Here is a 20352-nt window from a genome sequence, read left to right as displayed (position 1 = left end):
CTTTTTAAGTGAACGTCTAAATAACTGTTGAAAAATTAAAAATTGAAAAAAACGAGCTCAATCTAGCTCTTCTGCCAATATTGGGCCTTCTTCTATTTTAACTCCTTTATTGAGCATGTCCCTAAGGTCCTTCTCTGGATCACCTGTGAGCCTTAGATCAAACTGTTTCCTGAGGATTTCAAAGATTTTCGGTGTTAGGAACTCTGGAGGTCTTGGACCGATGTAAATTCCCTTAACCCCAAGGTAGAGCAGTGTGTACAGTATTCCTATTGCTTTTTGCTCCATCCATGAGAGGACTATTGAGACTGGTAATGAATTGACATCAGTTCCGAGCTCATTGGCTAAAGCTACAGCAATCTCAATTATTGAGTAAACATTGTTACACTGTCCGAAGTCGAGAAACCTTGGAATGCCCTCAATTGTACCGTAGTTCCTTGCATTGTAGCGGAACTTTCCACAAGCGGCGCTGAGTATGATTGCATCTTCAGGAATCATGGCGGTGAGTTTTTCATAATAGCTCATCTTTGGATCAGGAGTATCACATCCTCCGACCACGAAGATGTGCCTTATCTTACCCTCTTGTATGAGCTCAATAAGCTTGTCTTTCATGGCCAAGATGTTGGTGTGATGGAAGCCTGTAAGTAACTTTTCTCCTTCTCTCTTCTCCATTCTTGGCGTTTGCAAAGCCCTCTTTATCAAAGGCTCGAAGTTATAATCTCTAATGTGTGGGACTCCTTCAAGACCAGCTATCCCGACGGTGAAAATCCTATCAGCGTAGGCTTCTGTTGGTTGCTGAACACAGTTGCTTGTGCCTAAAATAACGCCTGGGAATTCTGTAAACTCTTTCTTTTGATAAAGCCAACTTCCTCCCCAATTTGCCACCAAGTGATCGAACTTCTTGAACTCTGGATATGCATGAGCTGGAAACATCTCTGCGTGGGTGTATACCTTTATATCAGTCCCTTCAGTTTGCTTGAGGAGTTCATAGAGGGCTTTATAGCTGTGACCTGTTACCAAAACTCCATGACCTTCTTCTGTACCCGTAGAGACCCAAGTGGGCTCTGGTCTTCCAAAGGTCTCGACATAGGTCTTGTCAAGGAGCTTCATAGCCTCCAAGTGTATCCTGCCATTTTCAAGAATTAACTCCAAGAATCTATTCTTATCGAAGTTGACGTTAGTTAGTGTTGAGTACAAAGCCTCTGCTAAGAAGTGACCTATTTCCTTGTTATCATAGCCAACCTCTAGAGCATGGTAATAATATGCCGCTGTTCCTTTTATTCCGTAGAGTAGAGCTTCTTGGAGGGCATTCAAATCTGGGTCTTTTCCACAAACTCCTTTGATAGTACATCCTCCAACCAAGCTCATTGAACATTGGTTACACAACATATTTCCACCTCCAATTTTATGACACTTGTCATATCATTCGAACTAATTTATGAATTTTTATTCATAAAAACTTTTTGGTTGTTTAACCTAAAGGAAAAGAATTGGATGTAAAAATTTGACATAATATGTTGATTTTGGCACAAATTTGTAATAAAATTAGTCAATAAATCAGATAAAACATAAAATTATGTAATGTATAATGTGAAGTTATATGACAAGCGTCATAAAAATCTAGAGACGCTGATTTTTGGAAATATATAAAGATTATTTTTGTAGAATGAATATAAAAATTCGCTAAATCTAAAATTCGAAATCCTTATATATGCCACACGTCATATTAGGAATCATGAAAATAAATGCTTTTGAAGTTGCGGCTAAGTATGTTTACCCCTCATTAAGGAGGCGGTTAGTTGAAATTCTCTACAAGGAGCATAAATTGACTCAAACTCAAGTTGCTGAACTTCTGCATATTACTCAATCTGCTGTTTCGAGGTATTTGCGAATGAATAGGGGAGCACTCATAGAAGTTTCAAAATTTCCAGATATTGATACAGATCTTAGAAAGCTTGCAGAAGAAATAATTAGAGAGAGACCAACTGAATACCAAATACACGCGGAACTTGTTAAAATTGCACTAAAAATGCTTGGAAAAGGTTATCTCTGCTCTCTTCATGAAGAAATTGATCCTGAATTAAATCCAGCAGAATGCAAGATATGTATAAATCTATTTGGTTAGTTATACAGTTATGTCCAGCAATACTTAAAAATGATCTCCGATTAGTGATACCCAGGTGAGGAAAATGGTAATTTATCTGGATAATGCAAACACGACTAAGCCCGATCCAGAGGTAATTAGGGTAATGCTTGAATATCTGCAAGAGAAATACGGAACTCCGGGAGGTGAATTTGGGCATATATTTGACGAGGACGCTAGAGAAGCCATAGAAGAAGCGAGAGAAAAGATAGCGAAGGAAATAAATGCGTCTCCAGACGAGATTATCTTCGTCTCTGATGAAACTGAAGCTGATAATTTGGCGATAAAAGGTATAGCATGGACTAAAGAGAAAGGAAAAGTTCTGGCAAGTAAAATTGAGAGAAAGGCAATTCTTAACACGGTCAAAAGATTAAGAGATTGGGGATTCGAAACTTATGAGGTTAGTGTTGATAGAGAGGGTTTTATCAACCTTGAAGACCTTCAAGACAATTTGAATGATGCAATTCTTTTCGCTACTCACTTAGGGAACTTTGAAATTGGAACTATCCAAGACATCAAAGCAATCTCTGAGATAGTTCATGATAAAGGCGCTCTCCTTTATTTGGATGCAAATCATGCCTTTGGTAAAGTTAAAATCGACGTCAAAAAGCTGGATGTTGATTTAATGAGCATTACTGCCCACTTAATCCACGGTCCCAAGGGAATTGCCGCACTTTATATAAGAGACGGGGTTAAACTCAAGCCTCTTCTCGATGGAGATGTAAGGGAGAAAGGGATAAGACCCGGGATGATAAATGTTCCAGCAATAGCCGGCTTTGGAAAAGCTGTAGAGTTAATAAACTATGATGATGCCAAGAGAATGGCAAAGCTCAGGGATAAGCTAATTGATTTGCTCTTAAGCATTTCTGATACAAAGCTCAACGGTCCAAGAGGAGATAAAAGGTTGCCCAATAATGTAAACGTTTCATTTGCTCATGTTGAAGGAGAAAGCATTTTACTCCACTGTGATTTGAGGGGATTAGTGTTTTCAACTGGTTCTGCATGTTATTCGCAAGAACTTTTGCCGAGTCATGTAATTAGGGCTATTGGAGGTTCATTTGAGGATGCCCACGGTTCAGTGAGGCTGAGCTTGAGCAAGTGGACAACTGAGGATGAGATAGTAAAAGCGTATGAGATTATAAAGGATGTCGTTGAAAAACTAAGGGAAATCAGCATCTACGGTGGTAAGAGATGATAAAGATCAATGTCATAGGAAAAGAATGTCCAATCCCTCTCAATGAATTCAGAAAGGCTTTGAGAAAAGCCAAAGTTGGGGAGATAATTGAAATTGTTGGCACTCATGAGCTAAGTAAGGGAGAAATAGCACTAGCAGCAGACGAAACTGGGCAGGAAATCCTTGAAATTGATGAGAAAGATGGTATTTGGAGAATCGTCGTGAAAAAGGTGAGATAAATGGAAAGATTTGATGCTAGGAAATGGGACGAGAAAAAAAGAATAGGCTATTCAAGAAAGGTCTTACAGTACTTTCTTCATCCAAAAAATGTTGGGGAAATAGAGAATCCAAGTGTTACAGCAAAAGCGGGAAGTCCAGCATGTGGAGACATGATAAAGCTCTATTTGAAGATTGAGAATGACAAAATAGTTGACGCTAAATTTAGGAGTTATGGCTGTGCTGCAAATATTGCAACTGCATCAGTGCTTACGGAAATGATAAAAGGAAAGACTGTTGAAGAAGCTAAGAAAATTAAATTCAAGGACATTGTGGAAGAGCTTGGGGGATTGCCACAGATCAAATATCACTGTGCAATTTTAGCGGCTGAAGGACTTAAGCAGGCTTTGGCGAAATGGGATGTTATCCAAGGGAGGAGAAAAATTGACGAAAGCTTTGTTAAATTGATTCTCGCGGCAGTTATTGATCCACTTACTGGAGAGAGTGTTCTTAAGGGAGATAAATATAAGGGATGCAAGATTGAAGGCAAAAAAGTTAAGATAATGCTTAATATTCCCAAGGACAGCCCAGAGGCTGAAGTTTTTGAAGAACAAATAAAAGAAGCTTTTGAAGGCCTTGACGTTGATTTAGAGATTGAATTTACGGAATCATGAAATTTTCTTCAACAATTTCTTTTTAAAACCCTTTCTCCAAGCTCTCCTTGGTGAGAACATGGATGAGCTTGAGATGATCAGAAGAAAAAAGATGCTTGAGCTTATGAAGAAGATGGGGATGGTTGAGGTCAAACCAAAGAAGCCAAGAGTTGTTATTGAAGTTATCACATCACCAACTTGTCCTTACTGTCCAATAGCAGTTCAAATGGCACAGGAGATAGCGAGAAAATATCAAGGAATAGTTGTGAAAGAGCTAAGCGTTGCAACTCCAGAAGGGAGGAAAAAAGCAATGGAGCACAACATCTTAGGAACTCCAACAATTCTAATAAACAATAGAGTTGAGTTTATTGGAGTTCCATCGTTTGTAGAATTTGAAAGGAGAGTAAAAGAAAAACTCAGCTCTGTTTAATCTTTGCAATTTTCTTCTTAGTTTCTTTAACTTTCTCTTTCTTATTCTCTGCTTTCTCTTTCTTCTTCCTTTCAACATCTTCCTTAAATACCCACTTCAGCAGTGGGGGAGTTATCAGTACGGAGACCGTGATGAAAATCAGCGTTGCAGCTATGAACTTTTGTGCATCACTTTGGGGTATTGCACCTCCATGAATTGCAACCATCAAATCCACGAGAGCAACTTCGGTTCTTGGAATTGAACCTATCCCCATTTGGAGAGACTTTTTGAAGTCCCATCCCATTATCATTGCTCCGATTCCTCTCCCCACAACCTTTCCAATAACTGCAATGGTGGTTAGAACGACTGCTAAAGCCAATGCCTCTCTGCTTGCAAACACTTTCAGATCAAGCATTGCTCCAGTGTACACGAAGAATATTGGGATTAGGAAGCCATATCCAATAGCTTTGACGTCCTCTGCTATTTTCCTCCCCTCTGGGAGCTTTGATAAAACAAGACCTGCCATGAATGCACCTTCAATTGCGGCAGCAAACCACTTCTCTGCGAGGGCTGAAAAGAGAAACATTAACGCCAGAACCATGGCTAGAACTCCCTTCTCTACGTGGAGTCGCTCAGAAAAGCGTACGTATTTGTCAATTGAATACCATGCTAAGATTCCAGTAATTATGAAAAACGCCGCCATCTTTCCAATTAGTCCCAAAATACTTCCGGTTCCAACGGCAAAGATTATCAGTGCTATGCCGAGAAAGTCGTCCATAACACTCGCACTTAGTGAAGCTGCGCCAACTTCACTCCTTAAAACACCTAGATCCATCATTACCCTAACTGTAATTCCAATGCTTGTTGCAGTGAGTAGAACACCACCTGCAAAGGCTTCTCTTGAAGGATATCCCATAAGTTTAAGTCCAAAATAGCCCATTATTAATGGAGTAAACACACCCATAAGGGTGGAAACCGTTGCTACTTTTCCAGTTCTTTTTATCATCTCTATATCTGTGTCGAGACCTCCTAAGAAGAGAAGGAAAATTATTCCAAGTTTGGCTAAAAACTCAAAAGTTTCATTTGAATGAAGAGTTAGGTATTCGGGACTTATAATCCCAAAATAAATAAGGTTTCCTAGGATCATACCCATCAAAATTTCTCCCAGAACGCCAGGAAGCTCAAAGCGTTCCATTATGTTGTCGCCGATCTTTCCCACAATTAGTGCTACTCCAAGTGTAAAGAGGATCCACTCTGGTTCCATTGGGCACCACCTATCCGCATCAGTCTTATGAACTCATTAACAAGTATCCTGAGGCTTATTTCCCCTACGAGTTTTTCATTTTCACCAACTATCGCCAGGAGGGGCACCTTATATCGCTTCATTTTTGTCAAAGCATCGAGAACAGTTGCATCGTCTTTTATTGTGAGAACATTACGTTCCATTACATGCTCTGCTCTGTCTGCTCCTCCAAGAATTGATTTGAAGATGCTGCTTATATTCCCAAGTCTAGCTTTATGGATATCAGGTGGCAAGAGTACATCAACCACATTTAGATACCTAATTACACCCTCAAGTTTCATTTCTTCTCTGTTGTTTACAACCCATACATGATGTCTTGTTTTGAGTAGCTTTAGTACATCGATGATTGATGAATCTACTGTTACAATTGGCATTGAGGCTAATGGGGGCATAATCTGCCTAACTTTAAGTGAGTGGAATGTTTGGAGGGCTCTTTCAATCTCACTCATTTTATCACCAGATTATTCTAAGATTTCTGACTATTTAATGATTTTTGTAAAGAGAGATGCATTCATGAGCTGCTATATGCAGTACCCAAAATACTTAAATTGTCATCGTTGGATAACTGTACAAGGTGAATTAAATGAGAAGAATTTTGAATGGAATACTGATTGTACTAGTTTTAAGCACAGTTATGAGCATGTGTATCTCTAATAATTCATCAACATCCACACAGATAGCTTCTACTTCTAATAGTCAAGCAACTGTTTCAACAACTCAAGTTTTAACAACCACTTCTACTATTCAATCTTCAGGGCCTTCCTCAACTGAAACAACATCAACACATGAGCAGAATATCGATATTACAAAACTTCACTTCTATATGTTTGGAGTATCTACCTGTCCCCACTGTGGGAAAATGAAACAGCTGTTGCCGGAGATTTTTGGGAAAGATAAATTTACATATTATGAGCTCCAAGGAAATGAGCATAATACCCAACTCTTCTCGGAATTGTACAATATTTTGGGAGTTACAGGTGTTCCAGTAATAGGAATATTCTATGACAATCATCTAGTTGCAGTCATTGAGGGGGAGATACCCGATCCTGCTAAAAATGTTCCTTGGTTAGTCAATACTGCGTTGAAGGAGAATGGTGTTCTTTTTATAGCAGATAAAACATATCTCTTCCCCTCAAATCAAACAGAAACAATTAAAAAGCTTGAAAATATTTTCATGAATGGTGAGCCCAGTGAAGGATGAAATCAAAGCCCTGCTCTTAATTATCTCTCTATCTTTTGGGCTCACTGTTGTAGTACTTTCATTAGTACATCTACAGTCTATGATCTTTCCTTTGATCTCACTAGCAGTATCTGACTCTATAAACCCATGTACATTTGTAATCTACACGATGTTTTTAATTGCCCTTTCACTTAAGGAAAGCATTTCAAGGAGGAGAATTTATGCGATAGGTTTGGCGTTTGTGATTGCGATATATATCTCGTATTATCTCTTAGGAGTTGGACTTGTGGTTTTCACAAAGAGCATTCCTACATGGATTGCGGGTATTGTTTCGATAATTTTTGGAGGGTATACTGTTATAACAGGTTACCTTGAGAAATCCAGGGTTGCTGGAAAGAAAAAAGTTAGAAAGAGCATCTTTAGACAGGAAGCAAGTATTTTAGGTGCTTTCGCTCTTGGAGTTATGGTATCGTTCACTTTGCTGCCTTGTTCGGCTGGCAGTTATTTGATTTATGCAATCCTTATTTCAAAAATCGGAAGAGCACTAACATGGATTCTGCTCGGATTATACAACATTATCTTTATTTTGCCATTATTGATTATCCTATTCACTGTTGGAAGCATAACTGAAAGCAAAAGTTTGTCACAGAAGATAGTTCAAAGGTCTAGAGAGCTTTCAATACTTGCTGGTTCTGCATTGATAATCCTTGGAATTTATGTCCTCTTCTTTTATTGATTCTAAATTTTAGGAAAGCTTAAATCTATTAAAAGTGAAATTTCAGTTTGGTGTTATTGATGCAAGAATGGTACCAATCAAGAGCTTTATATGAGGCTATTTCAAAGCTCATAGGCAATCGCAATTTCAAAACTGCAATTCAAGTTGCTGAGACAATTCCCGACAAGGGAATAAAAGCAAAAGCTTTTTCAAAAATAGCTATTGAAATGGCTAGGCTTGGAGAGGATTATCATGAAATCCTAAAGAAAACTCTCGATGCCATTTTTGAAATGGGAAAAGATGAGGCTATAACAAAAGCACTCATGAGCCTTGCCTTTGAATTCCTGAACCTTGGTTTGATTGACGAAACACTTAAAATTGCTTCAATGATTAAAGATGTCTCAAACAGGTCTAAAATTCAAGCAGAAGTTGCTATAACACTTGCAAAGAAAGGGAAAATCCCAGAAGCTCTAGAAATAATCAATAATATCCTTGATGATGATGTTAAGACATGGGCTACTTCAAGACTAGCTGCAGAGCTCAATCAGAGGAGAGAAGATTAAACACGATTCTGTTAATTTTTGTTTTTTAAACCATTTTCTTTGACTAAATTTAATTCACAATGCTTTTTTATCTTTTCTCAAAAGTTTATGCGGCTTTAAAAATAAGGTGAGGTGAGAATAATGAGTGGTGGAGAAGTAATAGGATTAATTGGAATGTTGCTCTTGGTAAGTTCATGGGTTCCTCAGACCATTGAAACTATAAAAACAAAGTACTGTCCCCTGAACTTTAGGTTTATTTTGATATATGTGACTGCTTCAAGCTTACTGACTATTTATTCGTATATTATTGGAGACTGGATATTTTTGGTATTAAACGCTCTTGCCGCTTTTCAGAGCGCTGTTAATCTCTATGTGAAAGTTAGATATGGATAGCTACTTTCAACTTGTCTTTTATTTTCTCTCATATAATCCAATCAATTCTCCATATTGGATAATATGCCCTTTCATTGCCTTCTCTAAATCCTTTTTTGTAGCCCCTGGTTTTAAGTTAAGCTCTGTATCAAGCACATAAACTTTGAAATGATAATGGTGAATTCCATGTCCTCTAGGCGGGCACGGTCCGTTGTATCCTATCCTTCCAAAGTCATTTTTCCCTTGAACAACGTGAATTGGTAATTCAACAGTCTCTTTCTTAGGTATTCCTTCGGGTATTTCCTTCGCTGGAGGAATGTTCCATGCAACCCAGTGCACAAAAGTTCCTACCGGAGCGTCAGGATCATCTACAATTATCGCTATGCTAACAGCTTTTTCGCTAAGCCCTTCAATCTTTAGAGGTGGGTTAATGTCTAAGCCCTCACAGGTGTATTTGCTTGGTATAAATTCATTCTCACCAAAGACAGAAGTAACCTTCAAGCTCATTTCTTTCTCCTCCTCTTTCTGAAGGCATCCAGATGCCAAAAGAACGAATATCACAAAACCAATTAGCAGTTTCTCCATATTATTCTGTTTGCGTTTAAAACGTAAAAATATTTTCGGGTATTGGGCAAGGGTTTTTAATCTCAGCACTGCAAATTTTAAAGGGTGATAGCATGGAGTTGAGAGCGAAAGTTGCCCTAGTTACCGGAGCTTCAAGAGGAATTGGAAGAGCAATTGCAGTTGCTTTAGCTCAGAAGGGAGCGAATGTAGTTATAAACTATGGTCATAACGAAGAGGAGGCAAGAAAAACTGAAGAACTCTGCAAAGCCTATGGTGTTGACACTCTTGTAGTAAAAGCTGATGTGAGCAAAAGAGAGGAAGTTAAGGCTATGGTTGAGAAGATAATTGAGAAGTTTGGCAGAATAGATATTCTAATTAACAATGCAGGAATCCTCGGGAAGGCAATGAAGCCCATGGAGATAACTGATGAGGAATGGGACAGAGTCTTGGATGTAAATCTAAAAGGCGCTTTCATTGTAACTCAGGAAGTTCTGAAGTACATGAAAAAAGGAAAGATAGTCAACATAGCATCAATTGCTGGAAAGGACGGTGGAACCGTTGGTGCTCACTATGCTGCATCAAAAGGAGGGCTCATCGCTTTGACATTCAATTTAGCAAGGCATCTAGCTCCAGATATTTTGGTAAATGCCGTTGCTCCGGGCCCAGTTGATACAGAGCTTATAACTCCAGAAATCAAGGAGAAGCTGAGAAAGCTTTCTCTTACTGGGGAAATAGCAAAGCCAGAGGATGTCGCCCATGCAGTGATTTTTCTCTTGGAGAATGACCACATAACTGGAGAGCTGATAGATGTGAATGGTGGAAGATTGATGGACTGAGAAAACAAACTATGGGAAAGCTTTGGAACGGTTCTTGTGAACATAGTAGAAGTTTCCTTCGCTATCAATGTAAATGTAATCTGGAGAATATTTCGGACCATAGTAGAGGTTGTGCCCATCTAAGCGATACCATAACTCTCTAGCTGCTTCAAGCTTATTCAGTTCATCGAGAATCCTTAGATCGCCGTTTTTAATCATTTTAAGGAGTTTTTGCATATATGCTTCACTTATCTGAAAGTTTATGTAAGAGGCAAAAAACTCATAGCCTGTTATGAATTCTCTTGATAGGTCTTTGAGAGGATATGCAGGTGTAACTCTTATACCAAAGCGTTTGTAGAATTCCCTCAGAGCAAATTTATCTGGTCTATAGGGAATAAGTCCCAATGTCATAAGCTCAACAGTCTCTCTGGAATACTTTTTAGGCCAATCGGATTCGAAGGGATATATATGTTCTGGGACTTTGGGATATGGGTCAAGACCGAGAACATAAAGTGCCTTGTAACTACTTCCAATTAATAGCGGGACTTTCCAGATTACTACCACTTCCGAATGGTCAAGCTTTCCTCCGCTTAAGCTTGCTGGAATTTGTATTGCCCATGCATTGAGATTAAAATCCATGAATAGGTTGTTCATTAGAATAACTTCTGTTTCACCGTCATAACCACATATTCCTGATTCAAGAGTTCCTATTATTGGGGTATTAAAGGAATGAACGTAAACATTGACAAAATATGCAATATGGAGAGGAGTCATGGAATAAAAAGGTACGGGCTTCTTGTAATAATTTAAAAGCTTACGTTTTGTATCATTGTAGAAAAATTCCATTGCACCATCAAGCTTTATTTTATGGTAACGAATGAAACCCAGGTCAGGGTAAACTGCTTCAAAAACTTGGAGAGGTTTGTAGTGAGCAGCTTTCCTCCACATATACTCGATTTCGCTTTTGTTATAAAGCTTTGCATTCTGGAAATCATAAGGAGCCTTCCCATTAAAATAAATTGGAAATACTAATGGGTAGTGACCAAGAATTACATCCACTGAGTTTTTATTTCCTTTTGCATCATATGCCTCTACTGTTATTGTATAATTCCCCCAATCTTCATAGAACTGGAGTACATCTGCGTATCTTAGGGATTCTGTACTCATTAAAATTTCAATTTTTTCTTTTCCATTTATGAGTATTCTAACCTTCTTTGGAGGATTTGCATTATCCTCAATGCCTAATGAGACTTCAATTAATCCAGAAGGTAGGCTCTCCACTTTTCCCGTCATCTCTGGCGGTTTTTTGTCATTTTCATGTTCTGTTTTGAATTCTGTCCACGTTTTATAAATCTCTGCTATCTCGAAATTATGAGCATTTTTAATAAACCACTCCCTATAAGTTGTGTTTATAAAAATCTCTGACTTAATTTGCCTTAATCCGGAGACAAACTCAGATATTTCACTTGGTTCAAATCCTCCAAAAAGCCCCTGCATATTATCAATCGCGTCAATAACATCTGGGGGTAATCCTGAAAGTGCCATTCTAAGCTCCTTCACAAGTTGGATATAGTCAGTTAAAGTTTTTACTTGATAAATCTGGCGAGAGTTCTCAATACCAACACGAATATGCGGGGGGAGAGTTAGATAAATGCTAACAAATTCATTTACCTGAGTCTTGAATAGTTCCACCTTTTGGGAAAATTCTTCCAAGGTATAAGGAGCATCTGAGAACAGGAATCTAACCATGTCATCTCTTAAGGCTAGCGGAACAATATTAAGGGTCTGAATAGCTTCTTGACTGAGATTTGCGAACTTTTCAGGATTAGTAATGTAAACCTCTTCAAATAATGTTGTTCTATACTTGTAAAGGGAATAGATCTGCTCTACGATTTTCAGTTCTTTTTCATCAATCTTTCCATCATTTAGAAATCCAAGATGCTCAGCTATGTATTCATAATCATCCTCTGGGGAATATGATTTAGTTGGAAGGACACTTTTTTTAACTTGATGAGGATGCAATATGATTACTAAACCTACAAGGTATAATAGCACAAGAATTAAGGCAAGCTTGCGCAAGTCAATTTGCATAACATTTCCCTATTTGTAAAATGGGTGTGTTACTTTATCAACTTTTCTGAATTCTGAAATATCTTTAAATATCCCGAAGGTGAGCTATTTCTAGGTGATGCTATGAAGATAGTGCGCTTTGGAGTTTCTATTCCACAAGACCTGCTCACAAAGTTTGACAAAATTATAGAGGAGAAAGGATACACAAACAGAAGTGAAGCTATTAGAGATTTAATTAGAGACTTCATTGTTAGGTATGAGTGGGAAGTTGGTGATGAAGATGTCGCTGGAACAATTACAATAGTTTACAATCACGATGAGGCTGAGGTTGTCAAGGAGCTCTTGGATTTGCAACATGATTACATTAATGAAATTGTCTCAAGTTTGCATGTCCACATGGATGAGCACAACTGTCTTGAAGTCGTTGTTGTTAAAGGAAAAGCAAGCAGAATAAAGAAGATTGCTGAGAGACTTATCAGCCTCAAGGGAGTTAAACATGGGAAACTTGTTATGACTACTACTGGAAAAGAACTCGTTTAAGGAAAAGCTTATAAATTCACTCCCTATCATCTTTTCTTGAGTGCCGGGGTAGCCTAGCTCGGTAGGGCGGGGGACTCGTAATCCCCAGGTCCCGGGTTCAAATCCCGGTCCCGGCTCCATTACAAACTTTTTCTTCTAAAAGACAGCTTTTTTAACCAAAACAATATTTCAAGATATCAGTTTAGAGTTCAAATCATGTTGGCACCTTATCCTCCTCAGGCGGCTTCCAGTTTCTGGTTATCTTTGTGACAGCCTTGACTATCTGCCTCTCCTGCGGATTCTTTTCAACGAGCTTTTCAAGGAAAGAAATCAGCTCGTCGTAGGTGGGCTTGTCAATTGGAAAAGGTACTCTATCTTTTCCACCGACGGCATAGGCAAACTTGAAGGGATCAGGTGGGTGAGTAACTGGGTCTCTCCATGAAGGATGAACATCGTAAACAAGCTCCAATACAAGGGACAAAGCCCTTAGTGTGCTTGGGCCAAGTCCTTTGAGGAGTAAGAGCTCATCATAATTCTTAATATCGAGCTCTCTCGCAAGCTCCAAAGCCCTTTGATTTAATTCAATCTGCCCTAGACTTTTGTATCTCGTAACTGTATCAAAGAGGTTTAACTTCTCGTAGGGTTTGTAAACAATTAATGGCTTGTAGCCCTTTGCAACTGCTGTAATTGTTCTTAGCTCTCTCTCGAGCTTTCTTGGGTCTTCCTTTACAAGATCGAGCAGGGTTCTTTGATATTCTCTTGCGTTCTTATCAACGGTGTTCAGTGCATACTCAAGCTTAATCCCGCTTATTCCTTTGTGAGGCTCTAGCGTAAAGCTTTCAGCGTCAAACCAGTGATATCTTCTTGCAAGCTTGATCTTTGGATTCATTCCCTGCTGAACAATTGCCCAATTTCCTTCCTCATCAATGAAAAAGACGTGATGGTAGAGCTGATAACCTGTTTGTAATGCTACAGTATCAACTTTGGCAACCAATCGGGAAATTCTGACATATTCACTGCTGTTTAATTCATATTTCTCACATATATCTCTCAATTGAGCTGGAGTTTCCCTGCTCTTTGCACCTTTACCTCCAGCAGCTTTTATGCCGAACTCTTCCTTTGAGAGGATTTCTTTTAGTATGCCTGTTGTTACAGTAGTGCTCCCTGATGAATCCCAATCCATTCCAATTAAATTGTTCAAAGCTTGAAACCAAACCGGGTCAGCTAACCTCTCAAGAACTCCCTTTGTGCCGTATTCATCAACCAAAAGAATCAGTACTAACCTTGCTAGCCTTTTCATACGTGCAGCTAGCCAAGGAGGTACATGACCACCGTGGAGAGGAAGTTCAGCAATTCCTCTTCTCATCACTAATGTATCTGCTTTTGAAGTTATTAAGCTTTGAGAGAAAACCTTAAAAATTCACTGCCGATGCTCAAACCGATGCCAATGAAAAAACTTAGCGAAATCTTTGCAGAGCTGCTCAAAGAAAAGGGAATAGACAAGATAGGTATACTCTCCAAGAGATACAGAAAATCAAAGAACAAGCTCCAAGATATAGCGTTGGATGTTCTTGAAGGTAAGGGAGCTATAGTCGAAGTTGATGAACCTACAGCGATAGCTTGGGACTTGAGCGGGAAAAGAACAGATGGATCAAAATACGCCTATGCTCCATTGTGCATAGCAAAGAAGTTTAAAGTTATCATTTCTCCCGAAGAGCTGAGAGATAAGCTTCCAAAGGATTATCCCTACTTCATAATCGACCTCATGCACTGGGAAAAGCACACAGAAAAGGAAAAGAACAAAGTTGCCCTTCAAGCCGCTCAAAGCTACGGTGTTTTGAGGGATTATCTATGGAGCGAGCTTTTAGCATTAACATGGGTTAATGAGGAATTTAAGAAGAAGGCGCACTTTCCCCTTGAGAAGATTACTGCCTATGAAGGTTCAACTGGGGAGTTCTTAAAGGAGAAGGGCATTGATGAAGTTGTTCTCCTTGATCCAAGAGCTGAGGAAGTTTTAAGCGAGAGAGACTTTGATGTTAGAGCTTTCATCATTGGAGGGATTGTTGATACTGGCGGTACTAAGAAGGGAACCACTGCAAAGATTGGAGAAGCTCTTGAGAGTGAGGGAATCAAAGTCAGGAGAAGGAAAATCACGCTGAGGGGAGATATAATCGGAGTTCCTGACAGAATCAACCACATACTCAAAATTCTTTTTGAGATGCTCGTAGAAGGCAAAAGCATGGAGGAAGCCATTCTTACAGTGCAGTCGCCATTACATGCAAGGTGGAGACTGAGAAAGGAACTGCCAAAGCACAAGCGGAGGTATCTGATAGACGGCAGAAAGTATCTGGTTGTTGAAAAGGAACTCTTTGATGAGTATTCAAAATGGCTCAACATAAGGTGGGAGGACTTCGTACAGGTTTTAAGAGAACTCAACTTTGTTGCCCTTGAGAGGAAGAGGATACATCATCTCAATAAGATAGCGGTAGCGAGAATTATCAACGGGAAGCTCTACAGAGTTATTCTGCTGAAGAGAGCGGCTTTGCTTTGCTATAACTGCTGAGAACTTTCTATTCCTAAGGAGAAAGTTAAAATATTTCGTGGGATACACTACATATCATGAAGAGGTCAGTTAAGACGTCTCTACCGACTCTTCAAGATGTTCAATACGTGACTGCGATTTATCAACGCTTAGCGGGGAATTTCGAGGCAGAAACGCTCACAAATTTGTTAGAATGGCAAGAACAGAATATAAGATATTGGAAAGAACGATATTGGGTCTCCAATGTGTTGATAATATTCTTAGTAAGTTTGGTAGTTGTATTTTTAGTCATACTCTTCAGCGTGATTAACGTTCCGTATCTAACTTTAATCGCAAGGAAGACACTTCTGGCATTTGGACTAATTAGCATAATTATAGGCATTTTTCTTGCTGGATTTGTATGTTTTATGCTACCCTACAATTATTATAGTTATATAGCACGAGAACGAGAAATAACTCGTAAGGAGAAATTTAAAAAATTAGCTAAATTTGTTTGGCACACTATCAAGCCAAATCTGTCTCTTGCTGAAATCCTGGACTATCACTTGGCAGTTTGTAGAGATTATGCAAAACTCACAGCTGCATTGCTTCTTAACAAATATCCAGAAGTTTACTTCCTTACTCTTCCAAACCATGTTGCTACAGCAGTAAGGATAAACGGCAAATACTATGTTCTCGACCAGCGATTACCTATCATGAGTTTAGATAGCTGGATAGAAAACTGGGAATGGCTTCTTTGGTGGGAGAGAATTAAAAACAAGCTTCTACTACGGAAATACATTCCTAAATGTAACATGTATTCTGTACAATTCGAAAGAAATTCAAATAGGGTCATTTCAACTAAACCTACTATTAAAGAGATGAAACCTCAACAGAATAAGAATATTGAAATCTGTATAGAAAAATTAGAGGCACTTTTAACTAGGGAATTTAATCTTAATCAAGCAGAAACAACCCATAGAGAACCAGATTTCAAAATCATACTAAAAAACTATGTGATTTACTGTGAAGATGATGAGATTATCTTGTATTCAATGGCAAGAAGCATTAAAAACCGCATTGAAGCAGAGTTATGTGGTAACATCAAAAAATTATCTTGGTTTAAAATTTCTAAAAAAGATAGTAAGAATCTAGTTGCTGAGATATATCTAACCAAATAAGTTGGATAAACAAAACCTCCTCTTGTTGGCCTCTAAACGCCCTATAACCCACAATACCATAAGTAACTTACGGGGGCGTAATCTTTCAGGGAAATTAAAAATAAAGGAAGTTCAGAAAAACACCATCACGGCATCTTTCACAACTGCTGTTTCTACCTCTTCTCCCTCGCTGAACACAGCTTTTCTGAGCACTATATCGTCCTTGCTGAGCTCAATCTTCTGCCCTTCAACTTCAAACTCTACCTTTCCGCTCTCTTTGAGTGCCTTTGCCACATCCTCAGCGTTCTGCTTGAGGTATGCAACAATCTTTGGAACGAGCTTTCCATATTTTGGGCCAACTGTTCTGAAGTTCGGTTTGATTTCAATTATCCTCTCCTCAAGCTCAGGCTCGCCCTTTATGATTTCAAGCTTCTCAATGTTCATTGTTCCAGCAATGTCTTTCTCTATGAGCTTGAGCATTTCATAGCTGTCTACTGCATAAATTGCCACATGCTTGAGCTTCGCATTCAAAGCCAAGCCGTGGGAGTTCTTGTATCTCCTCATCGCACCAACAATTTCCCTCGCAAGCTCTCCGAGCTTTTCAGCTTCCTCATCAATCCTTGCTTCATTGTAAGCAGGCCACTCCAAGAGGTGAATGCTCTTTGCCCCGACTTTGTCCTTGAATACCTCTTGGTAGAGCTCTTCTGTTATATGTGGCACAAATGGTGCGAGCAGTAAGAGGATGTTGTAGAGCAACTCATACAATGCCACTCTTGCTTTAAGCTTGCTCTCTTCGTCATCTCCATAAAGCCTGTGTTTAATCATCTCAATGTAATCATCTGCAACCTCGTGCCATATGAACGTCATAAGCTCCCTTGTGAGCAAGTTGAAGCGGTAGATTTCCATCTCATTTGTTGCAAACTTGATTAAGCGGTGAAGCCTTGAGAGTATCCACTTGTCAAGAGGCTCTAGGTTGATGTTCTTGTTTGCATTGTAGTCCAAATCCTTGATGTGTCTCTCCGCAAAGCGGAAGATGTTCCAGAGCTTCTGCAGGAATCTGAAGTTGTAATCCACAGTTTCCCACTTGAACGGATGGTCTTCTCCCGGTGGAGCCAGTGCTGTCCAGAGTCTTAAAGCATCAGCGCCGTATTTTGGAATCACTTCCTCCGGCGAGACAACATTCCCGTAGCTCTTGCTCATCTTTCTTCCGTCTGGTCCAGCCACCATTCCGTTGATTAGGATGTCATGCCATGGTTTCTGTCCAGTGAGAATGTAAGTTCTGAAGATTGTGTAGAATGCCCATGTTCTGATGATGTCTGTTCCCTGAGGTCTCAATGCTGTGGGGAAGTTGTGCTTGAACCACTTCTCATCCCTAGTCCACTTTGTTATGACGAGTGGGGTTATAGATGAATCAATCCAGCAGTCGAGGACGTCTCTAACTCCTTCTAAGTTAGTTGAGCCGCACTTTGGACACTTCTCTACAGGTGGCTTGTCAAATCTTGGGTCAACTGGTAAGTCTTCCTCTCTTGCCGGGATTATATGTCCACAGTCCTTACATACCCAGAATGGAATTGGAGTTCCAAATACTCTCTGTCTGCTGATAACCCAGTCCCAGTCCATGCTCTCTGCCCAGTCCTTAAGCCTTAGGAACATGTCCTCTGGGAACCACCTTATTTGTCTCGCAACCTCTACGATCTCCTCTGTGAACTCCTTCACCTTAATAAACCACTGCTTCTTGGGTAATAACTCGATTGGAGCCATACATGAGCTTCTCTCTGTGTGCCTCAAAACGCGGTGCCTTATCTTTTCTTTCTTATATAGCAAGCCCATCTCTTCCAAGTCCTTTGCAATTGCTTCTCTTGCTTCTTCTGTCTTCATGCCCTTGTATTTACCGGCAACTTCTGTCATCCTTCCATATTCGTCAATCGCAATAATCACTGGCAAGTTGTAGCGCTTCTGCCACACTATATCTTGCTCATCACCGTAAGTACAATTATAAACAGCACCGGTTCCAAAGCTTGGATCAACATCCTCATCGGCTAAGATTGGAACTTCTCTCTCAAAGATTGGGAGCCTTACTTTCTTGCCGACTAAATCCTTATATCTCTCATCTTCAGGATGCACGAATACAGCTACACAAGCTGGCACAAGCTCTGGTCTTGTTGTTGCTATTGGAATATATCCACTGCCATCAGCCAATGGGAGCTTTATGTAGTAAAGGAAGCCGTCCTCTTCCACGTAACCTACTTCAGCTTTAGCTAAGGACGTTCTACAGTTTGGACACCAGAATACAGGGTGTTCTGCTTGATAAAGCATACCTTTCTTGTAGAACTCAAGCAGAGATTTCTGCACTAAAGCCTTGTATTCGTCATCCATAGTGTGATACTCCAAATCCCAGTCGGCGGAATAACCAATTCTGATAAACTGGTTTCTCATTGCCTCAATAGCCTGCCAGGTCCACTCGATACACTTCTGCAGAAACTTTTCTGGCTCATCCTTGCTGATTCCAAACTCCTTCTCCACCTTAAGCTCTGTGGGGAGTCCATGGTTATCGAATCCTTGTGGGAAGAGAACATTGTAACCTCTCATCCTTTTATATCTCGCCACGATATCAATCCATGTGTGACTCAGCACGTGACCTAAGTGAAGAGTTCCGCTTGTAAATGGTGGTGGTGTATCAATTGCATATGGTGGCTTTTTCTCATCAAGCTCATACTTGTAAATCTTTTCATCCAACCAGAACTTCTGCCACTTGGTTTCAACTTCTTCGGGATTATAATTCTTCGGTAGCATGTTATCAACCTCCATCAACTTTTTTCAGGCATGTTTCCTCTTTCATCAGGGACACTTAAAAAGGTTAATCCTAGCAGGGGGAGTGCCGCCAGCATTCCAAGAGATCCCGCGATAAAATACGCTTTCCCAAGACCCAGTTTTTCAGCAAAGGCACCGACCAGCACATTGCTTATAGCTGTAAATCCGCTTCCGATAGTGCTCATCGCTGAAGTTACTGTTGAACGGATTTCTTTCGGGATAAAGTTGTTCTTAAGCACCGCTACCACAGGAAACCTTGCACCGAGAGTTACCTCAAGCGCAAAGAGCAGGGCAATGCTTATAGCCAAGTTTTCAATGATGCCAAGCATGGCAATCTCTGCCCCAAGCAGGGCGGTTAGTATTGCCGCGGTTTTCGATGTTGGTTCAAGCTTTTGGGCAATCAGACCTCCTGCAGATGTTGAGAGAAGCAGTAAAGCGAAGAACACTCCAAGATATTCTCTGGGGAGACCGCGTTGAACCAGCAGGAGCATCCAAAATGTGAAGAATGCTCTCGCAGTGAAGCTCAGAAAGAAAGAGGAAGCCAACAGTAAGTGAAGTGCCCTGTTCTTTCTGATTTCCCTCAACCCTCTTCTGAGCAGCTCCCCATATTTTGCTTTTCTGTTGCCGTAGTTGTCGGGCAGCAAAAACAGAGCGATTATCGCAGAGGCTATCGAGAGCATCCCCGCGGTTAGCACGGGCAGATTTGGAGCGACCGAGGCAAGGCAACCGCCAATGAATCCTCCAGCGAATCTCACTGGTCCCGAGATTGCCTTTAACTTTCCAAGAGTTTGCTGGACGGCCTTTCTGTCGTTTAACGCATCGTAGAGCCATGGAACTAACGTTCCACTTACGAGTGCCATGCCAAAACCCGAAAGTGTAGCCCCCACCAGAACTGCCGAAAGGCTCTGTGTGAGTCCTATGATAAGCAGTCCAACACCAAAGAGGGAACTTCCAGCAGCATAGGTCTTGACTCTACCGTGCCTGTCGGCAACTCCTCCAGTCGGAAAGTCAGTGAGGAGCTGCGCAATCTCAGAAACGCTCTGGGCTAAACCTATCTCAGAAAAGCTCAGACCAATGCCTTTAAGCCATAGACTCAGATACGGGCCAAGAACCGACGAAGCCAGAGACCCCAGTAATCCAGTTGCTATGTAGCGCTTTCCTAACTGGGAACATTTCGGACCACTCTCC

The 20352-nt window shown here is 40.2% G+C and carries 21 protein-coding genes and 1 tRNA gene; 14 read left to right on the top strand and 8 right to left on the bottom strand.

Features of this window, described 5'->3' with window-relative positions:
• Nucleotides 1–57: 57 nt before the first annotated feature.
• On the bottom strand, nucleotides 58–1386 hold the full coding sequence (hcp, locus tag TES1_RS04475) for a hydroxylamine reductase (RefSeq protein WP_042680607.1): 1329 nt from the start codon (nucleotides 1384–1386) through the stop codon (nucleotides 58–60).
• Nucleotides 1387–1732: 346 nt separating this feature from the next.
• Here hcp and TES1_RS04470 point away from each other — a divergent pair, with 346 nt between their 5' ends.
• From TES1_RS04470 to TES1_RS04450, 5 genes are all read left to right on the top strand, one after another.
• Entirely contained in the window at nucleotides 1733–2122 is a 390-nt protein-coding gene (locus TES1_RS04470; protein ID WP_042682710.1) for a transcriptional regulator, read from the top strand.
• A 64-nt stretch (nucleotides 2123–2186) separates the two neighbouring features.
• Nucleotides 2187–3335 carry a cysteine desulfurase family protein gene (locus tag TES1_RS04465; protein ID WP_042680605.1) on the top strand — a complete coding sequence of 383 codons (1149 nt, stop codon included), beginning with the start codon at nucleotides 2187–2189 and terminating at the stop codon, nucleotides 3333–3335.
• Nucleotides 3332–3553: a sulfurtransferase TusA family protein gene (locus TES1_RS04460; RefSeq protein ID WP_042680603.1), complete on the top strand. Its 222-nt coding sequence runs from the start codon at nucleotides 3332–3334 to the stop codon at nucleotides 3551–3553. The genes TES1_RS04465 and TES1_RS04460 overlap by 4 nt, the downstream gene beginning before the upstream one ends.
• A complete protein-coding gene (locus TES1_RS04455) occupies nucleotides 3554–4204 on the top strand; it encodes an iron-sulfur cluster assembly scaffold protein (RefSeq protein WP_051408174.1) in 651 nt (216 codons plus the stop codon).
• Nucleotides 4205–4262: 58 nt separating this feature from the next.
• The gene (locus TES1_RS04450; RefSeq protein WP_042680601.1) at nucleotides 4263–4613 is read left to right on the top strand and encodes a thioredoxin family protein; all 351 of its coding nucleotides are present in this window, start codon (nucleotides 4263–4265) and stop codon (nucleotides 4611–4613) included.
• Here TES1_RS04450 and TES1_RS04445 read toward each other — a convergent pair.
• Both TES1_RS04445 and TES1_RS04440 read right to left on the bottom strand, forming a co-directional pair.
• A complete protein-coding gene (locus TES1_RS04445; RefSeq protein WP_042680599.1) occupies nucleotides 4600–5856 on the bottom strand; it encodes a cation:proton antiporter in 1257 nt (418 codons plus the stop codon). The two genes, TES1_RS04450 and TES1_RS04445, sit on opposite strands and share 14 nt — an antisense overlap.
• Nucleotides 5820–6344: a CBS domain-containing protein gene (locus tag TES1_RS04440; protein WP_042680597.1), complete on the bottom strand. Its 525-nt coding sequence runs from the start codon at nucleotides 6342–6344 to the stop codon at nucleotides 5820–5822. The genes TES1_RS04445 and TES1_RS04440 overlap by 37 nt, the downstream gene beginning before the upstream one ends.
• Before the next feature lie 134 nt (nucleotides 6345–6478).
• Here TES1_RS04440 and TES1_RS10800 point away from each other — a divergent pair, with 134 nt between their 5' ends.
• The 4 genes from TES1_RS10800 (at nucleotide 6479) to TES1_RS04420 (ending at nucleotide 8725) form a co-directional block, all read left to right on the top strand.
• A complete protein-coding gene (locus TES1_RS10800) occupies nucleotides 6479–7096 on the top strand; it encodes a glutaredoxin (protein ID WP_227738513.1) in 618 nt (205 codons plus the stop codon).
• Nucleotides 7086–7811 carry an electron transporter gene (locus tag TES1_RS04430; protein ID WP_042680595.1) on the top strand — a complete coding sequence of 242 codons (726 nt, stop codon included), beginning with the start codon at nucleotides 7086–7088 and terminating at the stop codon, nucleotides 7809–7811. Before TES1_RS10800 ends, TES1_RS04430 begins: the two co-directional genes overlap by 11 nt.
• A 59-nt stretch (nucleotides 7812–7870) precedes the next feature.
• The gene (locus TES1_RS04425; protein ID WP_042680594.1) at nucleotides 7871–8353 is read left to right on the top strand and encodes a hypothetical protein; all 483 of its coding nucleotides are present in this window, start codon (nucleotides 7871–7873) and stop codon (nucleotides 8351–8353) included.
• Nucleotides 8354–8473: 120 nt separating this feature from the next.
• Nucleotides 8474–8725 (top strand): PQ-loop repeat-containing protein, encoded by a 252-nt coding sequence (locus TES1_RS04420; RefSeq protein ID WP_042680592.1) that lies wholly within the window; start codon nucleotides 8474–8476, stop codon nucleotides 8723–8725.
• An 18-nt stretch (nucleotides 8726–8743) separates the two neighbouring features.
• Here the strand turns inward: TES1_RS04420 and TES1_RS04415 are convergent, their stop codons facing one another.
• Nucleotides 8744–9289, bottom strand: a complete 546-nt coding sequence (locus TES1_RS04415; RefSeq protein WP_042680590.1) for a YbhB/YbcL family Raf kinase inhibitor-like protein — start codon at nucleotides 9287–9289, stop codon at nucleotides 8744–8746.
• Nucleotides 9290–9381: 92 nt separating this feature from the next.
• On the opposite strand from TES1_RS04415, the gene TES1_RS04410 reads away from it, so the two are divergent.
• Nucleotides 9382–10104, top strand: a complete 723-nt coding sequence (locus TES1_RS04410; protein ID WP_042680588.1) for an SDR family NAD(P)-dependent oxidoreductase — start codon at nucleotides 9382–9384, stop codon at nucleotides 10102–10104.
• 9 nt (nucleotides 10105–10113) lie between these two features.
• On the opposite strand, the gene TES1_RS04405 is transcribed toward TES1_RS04410, so the two are convergent.
• Complete coding sequence (locus TES1_RS04405; RefSeq protein ID WP_042680586.1) at nucleotides 10114–12174, bottom strand: hypothetical protein; 2061 nt, start codon at nucleotides 12172–12174, stop codon at nucleotides 10114–10116.
• A 102-nt stretch (nucleotides 12175–12276) separates the two neighbouring features.
• Here TES1_RS04405 and nikR point away from each other — a divergent pair, with 102 nt between their 5' ends.
• Together nikR and TES1_RS04395 are read left to right on the top strand one after the other, a co-directional pair.
• Nucleotides 12277–12693, top strand: coding sequence for a nickel-responsive transcriptional regulator NikR (gene nikR / locus TES1_RS04400; protein ID WP_042680584.1), 417 nt, complete (start codon nucleotides 12277–12279; stop codon nucleotides 12691–12693).
• A 42-nt stretch (nucleotides 12694–12735) separates the two neighbouring features.
• Nucleotides 12736–12812: transfer RNA gene (locus TES1_RS04395), tRNA-Thr, on the top strand.
• 74 nt (nucleotides 12813–12886) lie between these two features.
• On the opposite strand, the gene TES1_RS04390 is transcribed toward TES1_RS04395, so the two are convergent.
• Nucleotides 12887–14038, bottom strand: coding sequence for a DUF763 domain-containing protein (locus TES1_RS04390; protein WP_042682704.1), 1152 nt, complete (start codon nucleotides 14036–14038; stop codon nucleotides 12887–12889).
• Nucleotides 14039–14119: 81 nt separating this feature from the next.
• On the opposite strand from TES1_RS04390, the gene trm10 reads away from it, so the two are divergent.
• Nucleotides 14120–15235: a tRNA (guanine(9)-/adenine(9)-N1)-methyltransferase gene (trm10, locus tag TES1_RS04385; RefSeq protein WP_042682703.1), complete on the top strand. Its 1116-nt coding sequence runs from the start codon at nucleotides 14120–14122 to the stop codon at nucleotides 15233–15235.
• 56 nt (nucleotides 15236–15291) lie between these two features.
• Nucleotides 15292–16374 carry a transglutaminase-like domain-containing protein gene (locus TES1_RS04380; protein WP_042680582.1) on the top strand — a complete coding sequence of 361 codons (1083 nt, stop codon included), beginning with the start codon at nucleotides 15292–15294 and terminating at the stop codon, nucleotides 16372–16374.
• A 111-nt stretch (nucleotides 16375–16485) separates the two neighbouring features.
• On the opposite strand, the gene TES1_RS04375 is transcribed toward TES1_RS04380, so the two are convergent.
• Nucleotides 16486–19146, bottom strand: coding sequence for a valine--tRNA ligase (locus TES1_RS04375; RefSeq protein ID WP_042680580.1), 2661 nt, complete (start codon nucleotides 19144–19146; stop codon nucleotides 16486–16488).
• Between the two features lie 14 nt (nucleotides 19147–19160).
• Nucleotides 19161–20261 (bottom strand): MFS transporter, encoded by a 1101-nt coding sequence (locus TES1_RS04370; protein ID WP_265100810.1) that lies wholly within the window; start codon nucleotides 20259–20261, stop codon nucleotides 19161–19163.
• Between the last annotated feature and the right edge of the window lie 91 nt (nucleotides 20262–20352).

The sequence above is a fragment of the Thermococcus paralvinellae genome, assembly GCF_000517445.1.
Lineage (GTDB): Archaea > Methanobacteriota_B > Thermococci > Thermococcales > Thermococcaceae > Thermococcus_B > Thermococcus_B paralvinellae.
The sequence above is the reverse complement of the archived record's forward strand: the minus strand, read 5'-3'. Positions and strand labels throughout refer to the sequence as shown.

Excerpts from the sequence above, each read along its gene's own strand:
- TES1_RS04420 (WP_042680592.1), top strand. The coding sequence starts at position 8,474 with ATGAGTGGTGGAGAAGTAATAGGATTAATTGGAATGTTGCTCTTGGTA.
- TES1_RS04470 (WP_042682710.1), top strand. The coding sequence starts at position 1,733 with ATGAAAATAAATGCTTTTGAAGTTGCGGCTAAGTATGTTTACCCCTCA.
- TES1_RS10800 (WP_227738513.1), top strand. The coding sequence starts at position 6,479 with ATGAGAAGAATTTTGAATGGAATACTGATTGTACTAGTTTTAAGCACA.
- TES1_RS04390 (WP_042682704.1), bottom strand. The coding sequence starts at position 14,038 with ATGAGAAGAGGAATTGCTGAACTTCCTCTCCACGGTGGTCATGTACCT.
- hcp (WP_042680607.1), bottom strand. The coding sequence starts at position 1,386 with ATGTTGTGTAACCAATGTTCAATGAGCTTGGTTGGAGGATGTACTATC.
- nikR (WP_042680584.1), top strand. The coding sequence starts at position 12,277 with ATGAAGATAGTGCGCTTTGGAGTTTCTATTCCACAAGACCTGCTCACA.
- TES1_RS04450 (WP_042680601.1), top strand. The coding sequence starts at position 4,263 with ATGGATGAGCTTGAGATGATCAGAAGAAAAAAGATGCTTGAGCTTATG.
- TES1_RS04405 (WP_042680586.1), bottom strand. The coding sequence starts at position 12,174 with ATGCAAATTGACTTGCGCAAGCTTGCCTTAATTCTTGTGCTATTATAC.
- TES1_RS04440 (WP_042680597.1), bottom strand. The coding sequence starts at position 6,344 with ATGAGTGAGATTGAAAGAGCCCTCCAAACATTCCACTCACTTAAAGTT.
- TES1_RS04410 (WP_042680588.1), top strand. The coding sequence starts at position 9,382 with ATGGAGTTGAGAGCGAAAGTTGCCCTAGTTACCGGAGCTTCAAGAGGA.
- TES1_RS04415 (WP_042680590.1), bottom strand. The coding sequence starts at position 9,289 with ATGGAGAAACTGCTAATTGGTTTTGTGATATTCGTTCTTTTGGCATCT.
- TES1_RS04460 (WP_042680603.1), top strand. The coding sequence starts at position 3,332 with ATGATAAAGATCAATGTCATAGGAAAAGAATGTCCAATCCCTCTCAAT.
- TES1_RS04380 (WP_042680582.1), top strand. The coding sequence starts at position 15,292 with ATGAAGAGGTCAGTTAAGACGTCTCTACCGACTCTTCAAGATGTTCAA.
- TES1_RS04425 (WP_042680594.1), top strand. The coding sequence starts at position 7,871 with ATGCAAGAATGGTACCAATCAAGAGCTTTATATGAGGCTATTTCAAAG.
- TES1_RS04465 (WP_042680605.1), top strand. The coding sequence starts at position 2,187 with ATGGTAATTTATCTGGATAATGCAAACACGACTAAGCCCGATCCAGAG.
- TES1_RS04455 (WP_051408174.1), top strand. The coding sequence starts at position 3,554 with ATGGAAAGATTTGATGCTAGGAAATGGGACGAGAAAAAAAGAATAGGC.
- trm10 (WP_042682703.1), top strand. The coding sequence starts at position 14,120 with ATGAAAAAACTTAGCGAAATCTTTGCAGAGCTGCTCAAAGAAAAGGGA.
- TES1_RS04375 (WP_042680580.1), bottom strand. The coding sequence starts at position 19,146 with ATGCTACCGAAGAATTATAATCCCGAAGAAGTTGAAACCAAGTGGCAG.
- TES1_RS04445 (WP_042680599.1), bottom strand. The coding sequence starts at position 5,856 with ATGGAACCAGAGTGGATCCTCTTTACACTTGGAGTAGCACTAATTGTG.